Genomic DNA, 14,876 nt, shown 5'->3' on the forward strand with positions numbered 1-14,876 from the left:
GAACAGGATCGAATCCGATGGAAACAAGCCTCTTTCGATCGGTTTCCGTTTCTGGGGCGGTGTTTCAGGGCACAGCCGCTGGGCAGCCGCGCTGCAAGGAAGCGAAGGGCTGGCTTCCATTTGCGTTCCGGCGAGCGAAGGGCATGGTGGTGGCGTTCAACGTGACCGGCGGCGAGCACGGCGACTGGGCCGTGCTCCAAGTGTCGGGCGAACTGGACCTGGTGACATCGCCGGCGCTGCGTCAGCGCATCCACGACGCGGTGGCCGAGGGCCGCCACAGTCTCGTCCTCGACCTCTCCGAGGTCTATTTCTGCGACTCCAGCGGCGTCGGCGTCCTCATAGCCGCCCGCCGCCTCATCCGCTCCTGCCGGGGCCGGCTCCACCTGATCCTCCCGGCCCACGGCGCGGCCGACGGCTCCCACGTCAACCGCGTACTGGGCGCGCTGGGCGTGCGCCGGCTGTTCGAGGTCTACCCGGACATCGCGGCGGCCGTGGACGAGGAGGCCCGGCCCCTGTCGGCCTGAACGGGCGTCACGGGCCCCCCGACGTCCCGCTTCGCGGCCGCGACGAACGCGTCGATGAGGTCCTTCGTCGCGCACCGCCGGTCGGCGAACTCCTGGACGTCCGTCGTGTGGTGCATCTCCAGCACCTGGTCGAACGCCTCCTTCGCCTGCCGTACGACCAGGTCGTCGGCGGTCAGCATCAGTACCCGGAACAGCGCTTCCTGGGCCTCGGAGCGCAGGTCGTAGGAGCGGTAGCGCGCCTCCTTGGCCTCCTCGGCGGGGCGGTTCTCCGTGACGCAGTACCAGCGGCTGACCAGCACGCGCCGCAGGCTCACCAGCAGTCCCGCGTACGAGCAGTACGCGTCGAGGCGCTCCTGCCTGAGCCGTTCCCGCCGCGCCGACGTCTCCGTCCGTTCCAGCGACCGCCGCTGGAACATGTGCGTGATCCCCGCACCGAGCAGCGTCCCGACCACCGCTATGACACTTGCCGCCACCGTCTCCATACGGACAGTTGACCGTACGTCCACTCCCTGCCACACCGTTGTCCCGAAATTCCCCCGGTCTTGGCACAACCGCCGCTTTCCCGCGCCCGGAAGGGCCTCCGCGTCGTACGCTCCGTGCCAGATACAGCCCCACGTGACGTAAAGGCGGCACGAAGAGACATGGTCAGCAGCGAGTACGAGCGCAGGATCGCCGCCCGGTTCGCCACCTTCGACCAGGACGGCAACGGCTACATCGACCGGGAGGACTTCAGCGTGGCGGCCAAGGCGCTGCTCGCGGAGTTCGGTACGGCGGCCCGCTCCGACAAGGGCCAGGCGTTGTACCTCGGTGCCGAGGCGTTCTGGCAGGGCATGGCCGGGATTGCGGACCGGGACGGTGATCAGCGCATCACCCGGGACGAGTTCGTGAACGGCGCGGTCAAGCGCCTGCGCGACAACCCGGACCGGTTCGCCGAGATCGCCCGCCCCTTCCTGCACGCCGCCCTCGCCGTGGCCAACCCGGACGGCGACGGTGCGGCCAGCGTCACGGACACCGCGCGCGTGCTCCGGATCCTGGGCGTGAGTGAGGACCTGGCGCTGACGGCCGCCGCCGCGCTCGACGGTGACGGCGACGGCAGGGTGGGCGAGGGCGAGATCGTGACGGCGTTCGCGCGCTACTTCACCGTGCCTGAGTGATTCACCGTGCCCGACTGACCTGAGAAGCGCTCCCTGAGCTTGTACTTCAGTACCTTCCGCAGCGTCTCGTTGCGCGGAAGGGCGTCCACCACCTCCAGCCGCTCCGGCAGCTTGTGCGTCGACAGCCCTTCCGCGCGCAGATACGCCGTCACCGCCCCGAGCGACAACGGCTCGGCCCCCTCCGGCTGTTCGACCACGGCGCACACCAGCTCCCCGCGCCCGGCGTCCGGCAGCCCGATCACCGCCACGTCCCCGACGCCCGGATGCCGGTGCAGCAGGTCCTCGATCTCCTTCGCCGAGACGTTCTCGCCCTTGCGGATGATCACGTCCTTCAGCCGCCCGGTGAGGACGAGGTGCCCGCTGTCGGTGAGCCGCCCGAGGTCACCGGTGCGCAGGAACCCCTCCGCGTCGAAGGCCTCCGCCGTCTGCGCCGGATCCAGATAACCCCGGCACACCGCCTCCCCGCGCAACCGCACCTCCCCGCCGACGATCCGTATCTCCATCCCCTCCGGGGGCCGCCCCTCCGTCGTCGCCAGGTTCTCCACGGTGTCGTCCGGCGCTCCCATCGTGATCATCGGCACCTCGGTCATGCCGTACCCGTGGGTGAGCTGCACACCCATCTCCCGTACGACGGCGTGGTACACCTCCGGCGGCTTGGGTGCCCCGCCGCCCGCGAGCAGCCGTAGCGAAGGGATGACCTTCTGGTCCGGCTGCTTGCGCTGCTCGGTGAGGAACATGGAGTAGAACGCCGTCGAGCCGCCGGCCATCGTCACGCCGTGCCTGCGGTACCCCTCCAGCGCGTCCGGCAGCGCGAACTGCTCGAACATCACCGCCGGGAAGCCGTACAGCAGCAGCATCACCATGTAGTCCGGGCCGCCGATATGGGCGTACGGGAAGGCGATCGAACCGACGTCGGCCGACGTCGGGCGCAGTGCGTGCGCCAGGCACGAGCCGCCCGCGAGCAGGGAGCGGTCCGTGTGCAGGACGCCCTTGGGGTCGGAGGTGGTCCCCGAGGTCCAGTAGATCCAGCGGACGGCCGTGCCGTCGGAGGGTGGCGCGGGGAGTGCGGACGGGTCGCCGTCGGGGAGTTCGTCGTAGGCCTCGAAGACGCCCTTGGCGCCCAGCCGCCGTGCCATCGCCGTGTGGTCGAAGCCGCGCCACTCGCCGGGTACGGCGAAGTACTCGGCCTTCGACTCCCGCAGCGCGAACCCGACCTCGCGGTCCCGGTAGAAGGGGATGACGGGGGACTGCACGGCTCCCAGGCGGGCCAGCGCGAAGGACAGCACCGCCGTCTCGATACGGGTGGGCAGCTGCCAGGCGACGACCGTGCCGGGGCGTACGCCCATGCCGTACAGGCCGGCCGCCACCCGCTCGGCACGGTCGCGGAGCTCGCCGAAGGTGAGGGTGCGGTCGCCTTGGAGGAGGACCGGGCGGTCGGGGGTGCGGCCGGCGCGGTCGGCGGCCAGGTCCCAGAGGGTGCGGGAGGAGCTCAGGGCGTACGCGGTGTCGTTCATGACAGCCCCCTGCGTCAGCTGACGGTCAGTCAGATCGTGGGCAGAGCGTAGGGCCCGGCGCCTTGTCGGTCCAGAGGCGCGGGACTAGCCTGCCCGTAGCGCGCTATCTGACGGGTCATCAGATTCGTACGTGTCTCAGCATCTCCCGTATCTCCGGCGGAGGGACCCATGGCCGAACTGCCCCGTATCATCAGCGTCGACGACCACGTGATCGAGCCCGCGCACCTCTTCGAGACCTGGCTGCCCGCCAGGTACCGGGACCACGGCCCCCAGCACCTGAGGGCCGGCATCGGCGAACTCGCCTACATCGGCGGCAAGTACAAGATCACGATGGATCCGGACGGCCCGCCCACCGACTGGTGGATCTACGAGGACCTGAAGTCCCCCTACCGGCGCATCATCGCGGCCGTCGGCTTCTCCCGGGACGAGATGACCCTCGAGGGCATCACCTACGACCAGATGCGGCGCGGGTGCTGGGACCCCAAGGCGCGGCTGGCCGACATGGACCTCAACCACGTCGAGGCCTCCCTGTGCTTCCCGACCTTCCCGCGGTTCTGCGGGCAGACCTTCGCCGAGGCGAAGGACAAGGAGGTCGCGCTGGCCTGTGTGCGCGCCTACAACGACTGGATGGTGGAGGAGTGGTGCGGTGACAGCGGCGGCCGGCTGATCCCGCTGTGCCTGATCCCGCTGTGGGACGTCGAACTGGCGGTCGCGGAGATCCGGCGGAACGCCGCGCGGGGCGTGCGGGCGGTGACCTTCTCCGAGATCCCCACCTACCTCGGGCTGCCGTCGATCCACTCCGGCTACTGGGACCCGTTCTTCGCGGCCTGCGAGGAGACCGGGACCGTCGTCAACATGCACATCGGGTCCTCGTCCCAGATGCCGGCCGCCTCACCGGACGCCCCGCCCGCCGTCCAGGCCTCCCTCAGCTTCAACAACGCCATGGCCTCGATGATGGACTTCCTGTTCAGCGGCGTCCTGGTCAAGTTCCCCCGGCTCAAACTCGCCTACAGCGAAGGGCAGATGGGCTGGATCCCGTACGCCCTGGAGCGCGCCGACGACGTCTGGGAGGAGCACCGCGCGTGGGGTGGCGTGAAGGACCTGATCCCCGAGCCGCCCTCGACGTACTACTACCGGCAGATCTTCTGCTGCTTCTTCCGCGACAAGCACGGCATCGCGTCCCTGGACGTCATCGGCCGCGACAACGCCACCTTCGAGACCGACTACCCGCACGTCGACTCGACCTTCCCGCACACCAAGGAGGTCGCCCTCGACCATGTGAAGGGCCTCGACGACGAGACGGTCTACAAGCTGATGCGCGGGAACGCGATCCGCATGCTCGACCTGGACTTCGACAAGTAGCCCCCATGGACCTGTCGTACACGGCCGAGGAGGCGGACTTCCGGGCGCGGCTGAGGGAGTGGCTGCGCAAGACGCTGCCGTCCCTTCCGCCGAAACCCTCCCCCGACGACTGGCCCGCGCGCCGCGCCTACGACCTCGGCTGGCAGCGGACGCTGTACGACGCCGGGTACGCCGACGTGCACTGGGACGCCTCCCCGACCATGCGGCTGATCTTCCTGGAGGAGACCGAGAAGGCGGGCGCGCCCTATGTGGGCGCCAACTTCGTGGGGCTGCTGCACGCCGGGCCGACCATCGCCGCCGAGGGGACGGACGGGCAGCGGGCGCGCTGGCTGCCGCCGATCCTGCGCGGCGACGAGGTGTGGTGCCAGGGCTTCAGCGAACCGGACGCCGGTTCCGACCTGGCGGCGCTGCGCACGCGCGCGTGGCGGGACGGCGACGACTACGTGGTGAACGGGTCCAAGATCTGGACCTCGCACGCCGAAGTCGCCGACTGGTGCGAGCTGTTGGTGCGGACGGATCCGGACGCGCCGAAGCACCGGGGCATCACCTGGCTCGCCCTGCCCATGGACGCGCCGGGCATCACCGTACGGCCGCTCAGGACCCTCGCCGGGTCGGCCGAGTTCGCCGAGGTGTTCCTCGACGAGGTGCGGGTGCCGGTGGCCAACCGGGTGGGGGACGAGAACGACGGGTGGCGCGTGACGATGGTGACGCTGTCCTTCGAGCGCGGTACGGCCTTTGTCGGGGAGGTCGTCGCCTGCCGGCGCGTGCTGCGCGAACTCGCCGCCGAGGCACGGAAGAACGGGCGCTGGGACGATCCCGCACTCCGGCGGTGGCTGGGGCGGCTGAACGCCGAGTTCCGGGCGCTGTGGCGGCTGACGCAGTGGAACGTGAGCGCGGCGGAGACCGGCGGGGGCGTACCCGGCGTCGCGGGTTCGGTTTTCAAACTGAGGTATTCGCATGCCCGTCAGGAGCTCTACGACGCCGCCGCCGACGTCCTCGGCCCCGAGGCCCTCGACCTCGACCGGCCGTGGGTGCCCGACCGGCTGTCCTCGCTGTCGTACACCATCGCCGCCGGCACCTCGCAGATCCAGCGGAACATCGTGGCCGAGCGGATCCTCGGGCTGCCGAAGGGGCGGTGAGGTCGTCATGCGGTTTCAACTCACCGAGGACCAGCGGGCGTTGCGGGACGGTGTGCGGGGACTGCTGGTCCGGCGGTTCGACCGGGACGCCCTGTGGGCGGCGGTGGCGGAGCCCGGTCTCGACCGTGCGCTGTGGCGGGAGCTCGGGGCCGCCGGGTTCTTCGCGCTGCGGGTGCCGGAGGCGGAGGGCGGAGTGGGACTCGGGCTGCCCGAGGCCGTGTTGGCCTTCGAGGAGGCGGGGCGGGCACTGCTGCCCGGGCCGCTGCTGGCCACCCATCTCGCCGCCGGGACCGTGGCCGGGGCCGCCACGGGGGAGACGGTCGTGGCGGCCGTCGACGGCGGGCTGGTGGAGTGGCTGGCGGAAGCGGACGTCGTCCGCGGGGATGCCGCCGGCGCCGTACCGCTGCGGTCGGTCGATCCGCTGACGCCGCTGCACCGGGCCCCCGGGGCGGCCGGGGTCGCCGATCCCGTCGCCGTACTCCTGACCGCCGCCGAGCAGCTCGGCACCGCCACGCGCGCGTGCGAGCTCGCCGTGCAACACGCCCGGACCCGTGAGCAGTTCGGGCAGCCGATCGGGGGCTTCCAGGCCGTCAAGCACCTGTGCGCGGAGCTGCTGGCGCGGGTGGAGGTGGCCCGGGCCGCCGTGTACGCGGCGGCCGTCACGGGCGACCGTGCGGACATCGCCGCGGCCCGGCTGCTCTCCGACGAGGCCGCCGTACGCGGCGCCCGCGACTGCCTCCAGGTACACGGCGGCATGGGCTTCACCTGGGAGTCCGAGGTGCATCTGCTGCTGAAACGGGCCTGGGTGCGGGCACAGCGTGGCGGCGGAGTCACGCAGAGTGAGGAGCTGCTCGCGGCCGATCTGGTGGCCTGAGGGTGCTGGGCTGCGGTGTCTTCAGGAAGGCCGGTACGGATGTCGCGGATTGTGGCATACCGGAATTACGGAGCGTTGATATCGGCTTGTGTCCTAGGTGTGACTCGTCACGACCTGGAGTCGCTGTCCCGCTCCGGTACCTTGTGTCAGATGCGAGTGGTTCTGAGCACGAGCCATGCCGGTGTTGCCTCTGAGGCGGCTCCGGATCCGGCGGTGCGCGCCGCTGCCCGCAGGGTGAGAGGGCTTTCTGCCCCCGCCTGTTCGACTTCCCGCAATGAGCGTCGCACAGTATGCCGCACGGGTACTCCTTCGCGCTGGAATATGCCCGAAGCGCTTGTTGGGGTGACTGTACGTCAACCATGCTGTCATGCAAGGGATTCACGTTCCGTGACCCTGGGTCCGGCCATTGTTCTGGCCATGCAAAAAATGGCTACGATCGTGGCCCTCGTGAGGCGCGGGGCTAAGTGTCCGCCGGTTCGGATGGTGTGAGCGGTGCAGGTGCTTCAAGTGCAGCTGGAGATCCGACCCGACCCCGCTGAAGTGGGGCGGGCCCGGCGATGGGCCCGCTCGCGGCTCGCCGGGTCCGGGATAGGAGCCGACGAGCCGCTCGCCGAGACCCTGATCCTGCTCATCTCCGAACTCGTCACCAACGCCGTGGTGCACACCGGCTGTCCGGCCGTGCTGCGGCTGTCCCTGCGGGGCGGCGCTGAGGAGTCGGCCACCGTGCGCCTCGAAGTGGCCGACAGCAGCGACCGGGCGCCGGTGCCGCGGTGTGTGGACGGCGACGAGACGGGCGGCCGCGGGCTGGCGCTCGTCGACGGGCTCGCCGACCGGTGGGGCTGGAGCCCCGAGGGCGCCGGCAAGCGCATCTGGTGCGAACTCGACCGGTGCGCACAGTCACACGAGGGTGCGACGGCGTACGCGGGTGGCGCTTCGGCGTGCGAAGGGCTGGCCTTCGAGGCGGTGTGACGCCCCGGAGTGCGGGGCGGTGCATGGTGGCAAAGATCTTGGCCTTCCTGTGTCACGCGAGTGATGATGCGCCGGGCCGTGCCTCAGTGCGCGCCTACTGCAAATAGGGCGTAAGTAATAAATCCCCAAACAGGTGTTGACGCCGCGTGTCCGTTTGATCACGCTTGTGGTCAGCGATTCGCCGCGAGGGGACGACGAGGGTTTCGGTGGCGGGAACCCTCGGCGAGTGTGGGTCGTGATCCGGCGTCGGTCTCTCGGGGGCAGGAGGGGCTGGGCGGGAACGCCGGATTCGGATGGCGGCGCGCGGAGCCGCGCTCGGGGTGGGCAGCAGCGCGCCGCCAGTCGGACTCCTCACCTCCTACAGAATCGCTACCGGTGCCACCGGAGTTCCCGTGGCGCCGGTGAACGGTTCGGGCATCGCCGACAGCAGGAACGCGTAGCGGCTCTCTTGTCCACAGGTTGTGGACAACTCTTCGAGATTCCAGTTCTGGCCCTGGAGCATCCCCATCTCCACCAGGTCGAGCGCGTGCACGGGCAGCCACAGATCCTCGATCTCGGGCGGAAAGATCTCAAATGTGAGGGTGTCGTTGGCGACGGCGGCGACATCGCGGGCGTGGAACCACTCCGGCGTACGGACCGAAAGTCCGGGCGACGGGAACGCGTACGCGTGCTTGTCCCCGGCGAGATACACCTGCACCTGTCCGGTCCGTACGAGCACGATGTCGCCGGCGCGCACGCGCGTGCCCGCGAGATCCTCGGCGGCGTCGAGGTCCTCGGGCGTGACGGCGTGCCCGCCGTCGAGGCGGTCCTTGCCATGGGCGCGGGCGACGTCCAGCAGCACCCCGCGCGAGACGATGTGCCGAGCCTTGTCGATGCCGCTGAACTGGGCGCCTGCGTGGGGGGTGATGGTGTCGGCGGGGCGGCCGTTGTAGAGCCTGCCGGAGTGTGAGACATGGGTGAGCGCGTCCCAGTGGGTGCCGGCCTGGAGGCCCATCGTCACGGCGTCGTCGCTGCAGGCGACCGTTCCCGGGCCGAAGATCTCCTGGTTGATCTGCACCATGGCGTGCAGCGGGTTGACGCGGCCCGGCATCATCCCGGTCTGCACGCCGTCCTGCTGGAGGGGGAGGGCGAGCGGGATCCGGCGGCCGGTGCGGACCTCGGCCGCGGCCTCGCGCACCACCTCGTCGGTGATCAGGTTCAGGGTGCCGATCTCGTCGTCGGCGCCCCAACGGCCCCAGTTGTTCACGCGCTTGGCGATCTCGTGGAACTCGTCGGGCAGTGACATGAGCCCTCCCCGGGGCTTGTCGCCGGGTATCTGACGGGTCGTAGAATCTGAGTCGAATCTAACGGACCGTCAGAAACTGCGGGAAGGGGCCGGGCATGGGGAACTTCTTGGCAGACAAGGTCGTCGCCGTGACGGGTGCGGGGCGTGGCATCGGGCGGGCGGTCGCGCTCGCGGCTGCCGCCGAAGGGGCGCGGGTTGTCGTCAACGACTACGGCGTTTCTGTGGACGGGGCCTCGCCGACCAGTGAGGTTGCCGAGGGTGTGGTCAAGGAGATCGAGGCGGCGGGTGGGGAGGCCGTCGCGGTGGCCGACGACGTGTCCACGATGGCAGGCGGGCAGCGGGTTGTTGATGCTGCGGTGTCGTCGTTCGGGCGGCTGGACGGGGTCGTCTGTGTTGCCGGGATTCTGCGGGAGCGGATGCTGTTCAACATGACCGAGGAGGAGTGGGATCCGGTCGTCGCCACGCATCTGAAGGGCACGTTCACGGTGTTCCGGGCGGCCTCGGCGGTGATGCGGCAGCAGCGGGCGGGGACGCTGATCGGGTTCACCAGCGGGAACCACCAGGGGTCTGTATCGCAGGCCAACTACAGCGCGGCCAAGGGCGGGATCATCTCGCTGGTTCGGAGTGCGGCGTTGGGGCTGAACAAGTACGGGGTTACCGCCAATGCGGTGGCGCCGGTCGCTCGTACGCGGATGTCGGCGAAGGTGCCGGTGGCGTTGCCGGAGATCGGGGAGCCGGAGGATGTCGCCGCGCTGGTGGTGTACCTGCTGTCCGACGGGGCTCGGGGGATCACCGGGCAGGTGTACACGATGGCTGGGGCGAAGTTGGCGGTCTGGGCTCAGCCGCGGGAGCTGCGCGCTGCGTATGCCGAGGGTTCCTGGACGCCGGAGCGGGTTGCTGAGGTTTTGCCGGGGGTGGTGGGGGTGGATCCGATGCCGTTGTTGGAGGGGCCGGGGTCGGGGGCCTAGGGGGGTGGGGGATTTGGGGTGTTCGGCGGCTGCGGGTTCGTTGTGGCTTGTCGCGCCCACGCGGCGGAGCCGCATATGGCACAGCCCCGCGCCCCTCAGGTGCCTGCACGTGTCCGGCGTTGAGAGGGGAGCCCTGTGGAGTTTGGGTTTGGTGCTGAGGACGAGGCCTTTCGGGCCGAAGCGAAGGCTTGGCTCTGTGCGCATGCCGACGGTGGGCAGGATCGGCGTAGCTGGGAGCGGGTCCTTGGGAAGGGGGGTTGGATTGGGCTTTCCTGGGGGGAGGTGGGGTACGGGAATCGGGTTGCCTCCCTTACCCAGCAGGTGGTCTGGGCCGAGGAGTATGCGCGTTCGGGGGCGCCTCCGCGCTCCGGGCACATCGGCGAGAAGCTTCTCGCCCCCACCCTCCTCGCCCACGGCAGTGATGCGCAGAAGGCTCGCTTTCTGCCGCCGATCGCCGCCGGTGAGGAGCTCTGGTGCCAGGGGTACAGCGAGCCCGGGGCCGGGTCCGATCTCGCCGGGGTGCGGACCGTGGCCGTGCGGGACTCGGAGGGGGTTTACCGGGTCACCGGGCAGAAGATCTGGACCTCGCTCGCCCATGAGGCCGACTGGTGTTTTGTGCTGGCCCGTACGGAAGCCGGGTCTCGTCGGCATCACGGGCTGACCTTTCTGCTCGTGCCCATGGACCAGCCGGGGCGGATCGAGGTCCGGCCGATTCGGCAGATGACCGGCACCGGCGACTTCAACGAGGTGTTCTTCGACGGGGCGCACGCGCGCGTGGAGCATGTCGTGGGGGGAGAGGGTGAGGGCTGGCGGGTGGCCATGAGCCTGCTCGGGTTCGAGCGGGGGGTGTCCACGCTGGCCCAGCAGATCGGGTTCGCCGGGGAGTTGGGGCGCGTTGTGCGGACTGCCCTGCGTACGGGGGCCGTCGGGGATCCCGTCCTGCGTGAGCGCCTTGTGCGGCAGTGGGCCGAGTTGCGGGTGATGCGGTGGAACGCCCTGCGGACTCTGGGGGGTTCCGGGGACACGGGCGCGTCGAGTGTGGCCAAGCTGCTGTGGGGCGGGTGGCATCAGCGGCTCGGGGAGCTGGCGATGGCCGTACGGGGTGCCGAGGCGGCGGTGGGGCCGGTGGCGTGGTCGGCGTCGGCGCCGTACGAACTCGACGCGTTGCAGCACCTGTTCCTGTTCTCGCGGGCCGACACCATCTACGGCGGCTCCGATCAGATCCAGCGCACGATCATCGCCGAGCGGGTGCTCGGCCTGCCGAAGGAACCGAGAGGCTGAGGTGGCTGTGTGATGCGAGGCGTGGTGTTCGACGGGAAGCAGACCGAGGTCGTGGACGATCTCGAGGTGCGGGAGCCGGGGGCCGGGGAGGTGCTGGTCACGATCTCGGCGGCGGGGTTGTGTCACTCCGATCTGTCGGTGGTGGACGGGACCATCCCCTTCCCGGTTCCTGTGGTGCTGGGGCACGAGGGGGCGGGGGTGGTGGAGGCCGTGGGCGCGGGGGTCGCGCACGTCGGGCCCGGGGACCATGTCGCGCTGTCCACGCTGGCCAACTGCGGTGCCTGCGCGGAGTGCGACCGGGGGTGGCCGACCATGTGCCGACGGGCCATCGGACGGCCGGGACAGCCGTTCACCAGGGGCGGCCGGTCCGTCTACCAGTTCGCCTCCAACTCCGCCTTCGCCGAGCGGACCGTGGTGCGGGCGGTGCAGGCCGTCCGTATCCCCAAGGACATTCCCATGCCGGCGGCCGCGCTCATCGGGTGCGGGGTGCTGACGGGCGTCGGTGCCGTGCTCAACCGGGCGAAGGTGGACCGGGGGGACCGGGTGCTGGTGATCGGCACGGGCGGTGTCGGGCTCAACGTCATTCAGGGGGCCCGGATCGCGGGGGCGCTGCGGATCGTGGCGGTGGACGCCAATCCGGAGAAGGAGGCGGCTGCTCGGCGGTTCGGGGCGACCGACTTCCTGACCTCGACCGAAGGGGTACGGGACCTGCTGCCTACGGGGGTGGATCACGCCTTCGAGTGCGTGGGGCGGGTCGAGCTCATCCGGCAGGCCGTCGATCTGCTCGACCGGCACGGTCAGGCGATCCTGCTCGGTGTGCCGCCGGCCGGGGCCGAGGCGTCCTTCGTCGTGTCGTCCATGTACCTGGACAAGTCGATCCTGGGGTGCCGTTACGGCTCCTCGCGGCCACAACGGGACATCGCCCTGTACGCCGAGCTGTACCGGGAGGGGCGGCTGCTGCTGGACGAGCTGGTCACGGAGACGTATCCGGTCGAGGAGTTCGAGAGGGCGGCGGCGGACGCGGAGGCGGGGAAGGTGGCCCGGGCGGTGCTGACCTTCTGACCTCCGGAGTTTTCCACAGGCCCGGAAATCCACTGCCGCACCGTCAGTGCCGCCCCCTACGGTTCACACCATGACCTACCGCGATGTCGCCTCCAAGCAGGTTCTGACCTGGGCCTGCACAGCCGTCGCCGCCCGTATGCCGGTCGCCATGGCGCCGTTGGCCCTGGTCTTCCTGGCGCGGGAGCGGCCCGGCGGCTACACCCTGGGTGCGACCCTCGCGGCGGCCTATGTGATCGGCGAGATCATCGGGGCGCCGGTCCTCGGGATGCGTATGGACCCGGCTCGCGGCCGTCGTCATCTGGCCGTCGGGCTCGCGTTCGGGGCGGTGGGGTTCGCGGGGCTCGGTGTGCTGGCCGAGGCGCACCCCGTCGTGCTGGGGGCGTTCGCGTTCCTGGCCGGTGCGGCCCCGGCCGCGGCCGCCGGTGGTCAGCGGGCGTTGCTGACCTCGCTGGTCCCGGAACGTGCCGTGGCGCAGGCGCTGTCCGCCGAGTCGATGCTGATGTCCGGGGTGTGGGCGGTCTCGCCGGTCGCGGTCGCCGGCCTCGCCCTCGGGGTCGCGCCGCGCGTCCCGCTGCTCCTCGCGGCCGCCTTGATGGCGTTGTCGACTGCGGGCCTGTGGCTGCTGCCTGCCGGCTGGGACAACGGGGAGCAGGACGCAGGGCATGCGAAGCTCCGTGTTCTGATACGCGCCTGGCCGGTGTACGTCACCGGCGCGGCCAGCCTCACCCTGCTCGGCCTGGCCGAACTCACCCTGCCCGCCCTTCTCGAGCAGCGCGGCATCGGCGTCGGCTGGTCCGGCCCGATGCTGGCGGGCCTGGCGGTGGGCGCGGGGCTCGGGGCGTTCCTGTACGGGATGAGGTCGTGGCCGGGGCGGCTCCGTGTGCGCAGTGTGGTGCTGATGTGCGGCATGTCGGTCTTCGTGACCCTCGCCGCGCTGATACCGGGCGCGGCGGGGATCGCGGTCGCCCTCGTCCTGGCGGGCACGCTCCAGTCGGGCGCGCTGATCACCCGCAACCTGTCGCTGCGCGAGGCCGTGCCGCCGGGTGTTCTGGCCGCCGGTTACTCCGTGATGTACGCGGCCGCGGGCGCGGGTTACGCGGCGTCGGGTTCCCTCGTCGGCGGTCTGCTTCAGCTGGTGGCACCGTCCACGGCCATCCTGGTCGGCGTGCTGCTGACCCTGCTGCTGACGGCGCTCGGCTGGTGGGGAGAGGCCCGCCTTGACGGCTCAAGTGCCGCTGCGCATCCGCCCGTTGACACCGACCCCGCTGTCGCCGCCGGCGCGGAAGGTGCGCCGATAGCTGGTGGGGGTGACCCCGAGCGCCGCCTGTAGGTGCTGGCGCATCGACTGGGCCGTGCCGAAGCCGGCGTCCCGGGCCACCTGGTCGACGGTCAGGCCGGTGGACTCCAGCAGGTGCCGGGCCCGCTCGACGCGCTGCTGGGTGAGCCACTGGCCCGGACTGACGCCGACCTCCTCGCGGAACCGGCGGGTGAACGTCCGTACGGACATGGCCTCCTGCTCTGCCATGTCCCGCAGCTGGATCGGCTCGTGCAGCCGGCCCAGCGCCCAGGCGCGCGCGGCGGTCGTGGTCGCCAGCTGCGGGTCGGGCACGGGGCGGTGGATGAACTGCGCTTGCCCGCCGTCCCGATGGGGAGGTACGACGGTACGGCGGGCCACCTCGTTCGCGACCGCCGTGCCGTGGTCGCGGCGCACCATGTGCAGGCACAGGTCGATCCCGGCCGCCACGCCCGCCGAGGTCAGCACGTCGCCGTCGTCGATGAACAGGACGTCCGCGTCGACCCTGACGCGCGGGAAGAGACGCTGGAGGCGCTCGGCGTCGGCCCAGTGCGTGGTCGCGGGCCGGCCGTCGAGGAGGCCGGCGGCGGCGAGGACGTAGACGCCGGTGCAGATGGAGGCGAACCGGGTGCCGGGCCGGATGTGGGCGAGCGCGGCGGCCAGTTCGTCGGTCAGGGCGCCCTCCTCGTAGACCGGGCCGAGTTCGTACGACGCCGGGACGATCACGGTGTCGGCGGTGGCCAGGGCTTCCGGGCCGTTCGGGACGTGGATGGCGAAGTCGGCGTTGGTCTCGACCGGGCCCGGCGGGCGCACCGAGCAGGTGATCACCTCGTACAGATGCCGCCGCTCGGCGTCCTTGGGACGGCCGAAGATCCGGTGCGGGATGCCCAGCTCGAAGGGGAGCAGTCCGTCCAGGGCGAGGACGACGACACGGTGCGGGCGGAACGCGCGCTCAGAGGCCATGGCCCGATCCTGACGAATGATGTCTTTCGGGCCAATCGGGGCTGCCGCCTTCCGCTCCCTGCCGGGCCTGCTCATCGACCCGTTGAACGAGGATTTCGCATGATGACGCTCAGGGGAACATGAGAGTGGGCAGATCTTGTGCACCCGCCAGGTCGAACCAGTTGGGGCAGACTCGGCGGCCGGGCCGCCCGCACAGGGCGACTCCCGCTGTTCCTTGTAGGAGAGTGCCCCGATCCCTTACTGCGGTGTAGTCGAGTACCGCTCGATGCTCGCGCGGCCGGTCGATCGGTCGCGTAGGCGCAGCTCCCACGGGCCCGTGTTCACATCGAAGTCTTTGCCGAACCCGACCCACTTGCCCGCCATGCTTCGGCCTGTCGGCTCGATGAGTAGCTGAATCGCACCGTGGTATCGGGTGCCTTGGTGGTACCCGTTAGCCGCCGTCTGCTCGGTCCACGTAACCCGCAGGTTTGATCTTTACGTGTGGGGC

The 14,876-nt window shown here is 70.6% G+C and carries 14 protein-coding genes and 1 pseudogene; 10 read left to right on the forward strand and 5 right to left on the reverse strand.

All coding sequences use genetic code 11. From position 1 onward, the window contains the following. Positions 1-143 precede the first annotated feature (143 nt). Positions 144-524 (forward strand): STAS domain-containing protein, encoded by a 381-nt coding sequence (locus AQJ91_RS14870; protein ID WP_067020986.1) that lies wholly within the window; start codon positions 144-146, stop codon positions 522-524. Here the strand turns inward: AQJ91_RS14870 and AQJ91_RS14875 are convergent. Further along, entirely contained in the window at positions 470-1,006 is a 537-nt protein-coding gene (locus tag AQJ91_RS14875; RefSeq protein WP_407696853.1) for a hypothetical protein, read from the reverse strand. The two genes, AQJ91_RS14870 and AQJ91_RS14875, sit on opposite strands and share 55 nt — an antisense overlap. Positions 1,007-1,165: 159 nt before the next feature. Between AQJ91_RS14875 and AQJ91_RS14880 the strand changes: the two genes are divergently transcribed. Continuing rightward, complete coding sequence (locus AQJ91_RS14880; RefSeq protein WP_067020993.1) at positions 1,166-1,678, forward strand: EF-hand domain-containing protein; 513 nt, start codon at positions 1,166-1,168, stop codon at positions 1,676-1,678. Here AQJ91_RS14880 and AQJ91_RS14885 read toward each other — a convergent pair. Continuing rightward, positions 1,657-3,192 carry a class I adenylate-forming enzyme family protein gene (locus tag AQJ91_RS14885; protein ID WP_067020996.1) on the reverse strand — a complete coding sequence of 512 codons (1,536 nt, stop codon included), beginning with the start codon at positions 3,190-3,192 and terminating at the stop codon, positions 1,657-1,659. The two genes, AQJ91_RS14880 and AQJ91_RS14885, sit on opposite strands and share 22 nt — an antisense overlap. Before the next feature lie 168 nt (positions 3,193-3,360). Here AQJ91_RS14885 and AQJ91_RS14890 point away from each other — a divergent pair, with 168 nt between their 5' ends. The 4 genes from AQJ91_RS14890 to AQJ91_RS14905 all read left to right on the forward strand — a co-directional run bounded on the left by AQJ91_RS14890 (position 3,361) and on the right by AQJ91_RS14905 (position 7,536). After that, positions 3,361-4,554, forward strand: a complete 1,194-nt coding sequence (locus tag AQJ91_RS14890; RefSeq protein ID WP_067021000.1) for an amidohydrolase family protein — start codon at positions 3,361-3,363, stop codon at positions 4,552-4,554. 5 nt (positions 4,555-4,559) lie between these two features. Next, complete coding sequence (locus AQJ91_RS14895) at positions 4,560-5,693, forward strand: acyl-CoA dehydrogenase family protein (protein WP_067021003.1); 1,134 nt, start codon at positions 4,560-4,562, stop codon at positions 5,691-5,693. A gap of 7 nt (positions 5,694-5,700) precedes the next feature. After that, positions 5,701-6,567 carry an acyl-CoA dehydrogenase family protein gene (locus AQJ91_RS14900; RefSeq protein ID WP_067021006.1) on the forward strand — a complete coding sequence of 289 codons (867 nt, stop codon included), beginning with the start codon at positions 5,701-5,703 and terminating at the stop codon, positions 6,565-6,567. Between the two features lie 507 nt (positions 6,568-7,074). Beyond that, positions 7,075-7,536 carry an ATP-binding protein gene (locus tag AQJ91_RS14905; protein ID WP_067021008.1) on the forward strand — a complete coding sequence of 154 codons (462 nt, stop codon included), beginning with the start codon at positions 7,075-7,077 and terminating at the stop codon, positions 7,534-7,536. A gap of 358 nt (positions 7,537-7,894) precedes the next feature. On the opposite strand, the gene AQJ91_RS14910 is transcribed toward AQJ91_RS14905, so the two are convergent. Continuing rightward, positions 7,895-8,821 carry a cyclase family protein gene (locus AQJ91_RS14910; protein WP_067021011.1) on the reverse strand — a complete coding sequence of 309 codons (927 nt, stop codon included), beginning with the start codon at positions 8,819-8,821 and terminating at the stop codon, positions 7,895-7,897. A 95-nt stretch (positions 8,822-8,916) separates the two neighbouring features. On the opposite strand from AQJ91_RS14910, the gene AQJ91_RS14915 reads away from it, so the two are divergent. The 4 genes from AQJ91_RS14915 (at position 8,917) to AQJ91_RS14930 (ending at position 13,462) form a co-directional block, all read left to right on the forward strand. Beyond that, the gene (locus AQJ91_RS14915; RefSeq protein WP_067021013.1) at positions 8,917-9,789 is read left to right on the forward strand and encodes an SDR family oxidoreductase; all 873 of its coding nucleotides are present in this window, start codon (positions 8,917-8,919) and stop codon (positions 9,787-9,789) included. 135 nt (positions 9,790-9,924) lie between these two features. Further along, the gene (locus AQJ91_RS14920) at positions 9,925-11,070 is read left to right on the forward strand and encodes an acyl-CoA dehydrogenase family protein (RefSeq protein WP_067021016.1); all 1,146 of its coding nucleotides are present in this window, start codon (positions 9,925-9,927) and stop codon (positions 11,068-11,070) included. A 12-nt stretch (positions 11,071-11,082) separates the two neighbouring features. After that, positions 11,083-12,132 carry a Zn-dependent alcohol dehydrogenase gene (locus AQJ91_RS14925; protein WP_067021019.1) on the forward strand — a complete coding sequence of 350 codons (1,050 nt, stop codon included), beginning with the start codon at positions 11,083-11,085 and terminating at the stop codon, positions 12,130-12,132. A gap of 70 nt (positions 12,133-12,202) precedes the next feature. Next, on the forward strand, positions 12,203-13,462 hold the full coding sequence (locus AQJ91_RS14930) for an MFS transporter (RefSeq protein WP_067021022.1): 1,260 nt from the start codon (positions 12,203-12,205) through the stop codon (positions 13,460-13,462). Here the strand turns inward: AQJ91_RS14930 and AQJ91_RS14935 are convergent. Both AQJ91_RS14935 and AQJ91_RS55575 read right to left on the reverse strand, forming a co-directional pair. Beyond that, entirely contained in the window at positions 13,358-14,389 is a 1,032-nt protein-coding gene (locus AQJ91_RS14935; protein ID WP_067021025.1) for a GlxA family transcriptional regulator, read from the reverse strand. The two genes, AQJ91_RS14930 and AQJ91_RS14935, sit on opposite strands and share 105 nt — an antisense overlap. A 237-nt stretch (positions 14,390-14,626) precedes the next feature. Continuing rightward, positions 14,627-14,845 (reverse strand): annotated as a pseudogene (locus tag AQJ91_RS55575) (XRE family transcriptional regulator); the annotation flags it as partial. Positions 14,846-14,876: the final 31 nt, after the last annotated feature.

The sequence above is a fragment of the Streptomyces dysideae genome (assembly GCF_001514305.1).
Lineage (GTDB): Bacteria > Actinomycetota > Actinomycetes > Streptomycetales > Streptomycetaceae > Streptomyces > Streptomyces dysideae.

Bases quoted from the DNA above. Each gene is read 5' to 3' on its own strand.
- AQJ91_RS14870 (WP_067020986.1), top strand. From the start codon at position 144: ATGGTGGTGGCGTTCAACGTGACCGGCGGCGAGCACGGCGACTGGGCC.
- AQJ91_RS14875 (WP_407696853.1), bottom strand. From the start codon at position 1,006: ATGGAGACGGTGGCGGCAAGTGTCATAGCGGTGGTCGGGACGCTGCTC.
- AQJ91_RS14880 (WP_067020993.1), top strand. From the start codon at position 1,166: ATGGTCAGCAGCGAGTACGAGCGCAGGATCGCCGCCCGGTTCGCCACC.
- AQJ91_RS14885 (WP_067020996.1), bottom strand. From the start codon at position 3,192: ATGAACGACACCGCGTACGCCCTGAGCTCCTCCCGCACCCTCTGGGAC.
- AQJ91_RS14890 (WP_067021000.1), top strand. From the start codon at position 3,361: ATGGCCGAACTGCCCCGTATCATCAGCGTCGACGACCACGTGATCGAG.
- AQJ91_RS14895 (WP_067021003.1), top strand. From the start codon at position 4,560: ATGGACCTGTCGTACACGGCCGAGGAGGCGGACTTCCGGGCGCGGCTG.
- AQJ91_RS14900 (WP_067021006.1), top strand. From the start codon at position 5,701: ATGCGGTTTCAACTCACCGAGGACCAGCGGGCGTTGCGGGACGGTGTG.
- AQJ91_RS14910 (WP_067021011.1), bottom strand. From the start codon at position 8,821: ATGTCACTGCCCGACGAGTTCCACGAGATCGCCAAGCGCGTGAACAAC.
- AQJ91_RS14915 (WP_067021013.1), top strand. From the start codon at position 8,917: ATGGGGAACTTCTTGGCAGACAAGGTCGTCGCCGTGACGGGTGCGGGG.
- AQJ91_RS14925 (WP_067021019.1), top strand. From the start codon at position 11,083: ATGCGAGGCGTGGTGTTCGACGGGAAGCAGACCGAGGTCGTGGACGAT.
- AQJ91_RS14930 (WP_067021022.1), top strand. From the start codon at position 12,203: ATGACCTACCGCGATGTCGCCTCCAAGCAGGTTCTGACCTGGGCCTGC.
- AQJ91_RS14935 (WP_067021025.1), bottom strand. From the start codon at position 14,389: ATGGCCTCTGAGCGCGCGTTCCGCCCGCACCGTGTCGTCGTCCTCGCC.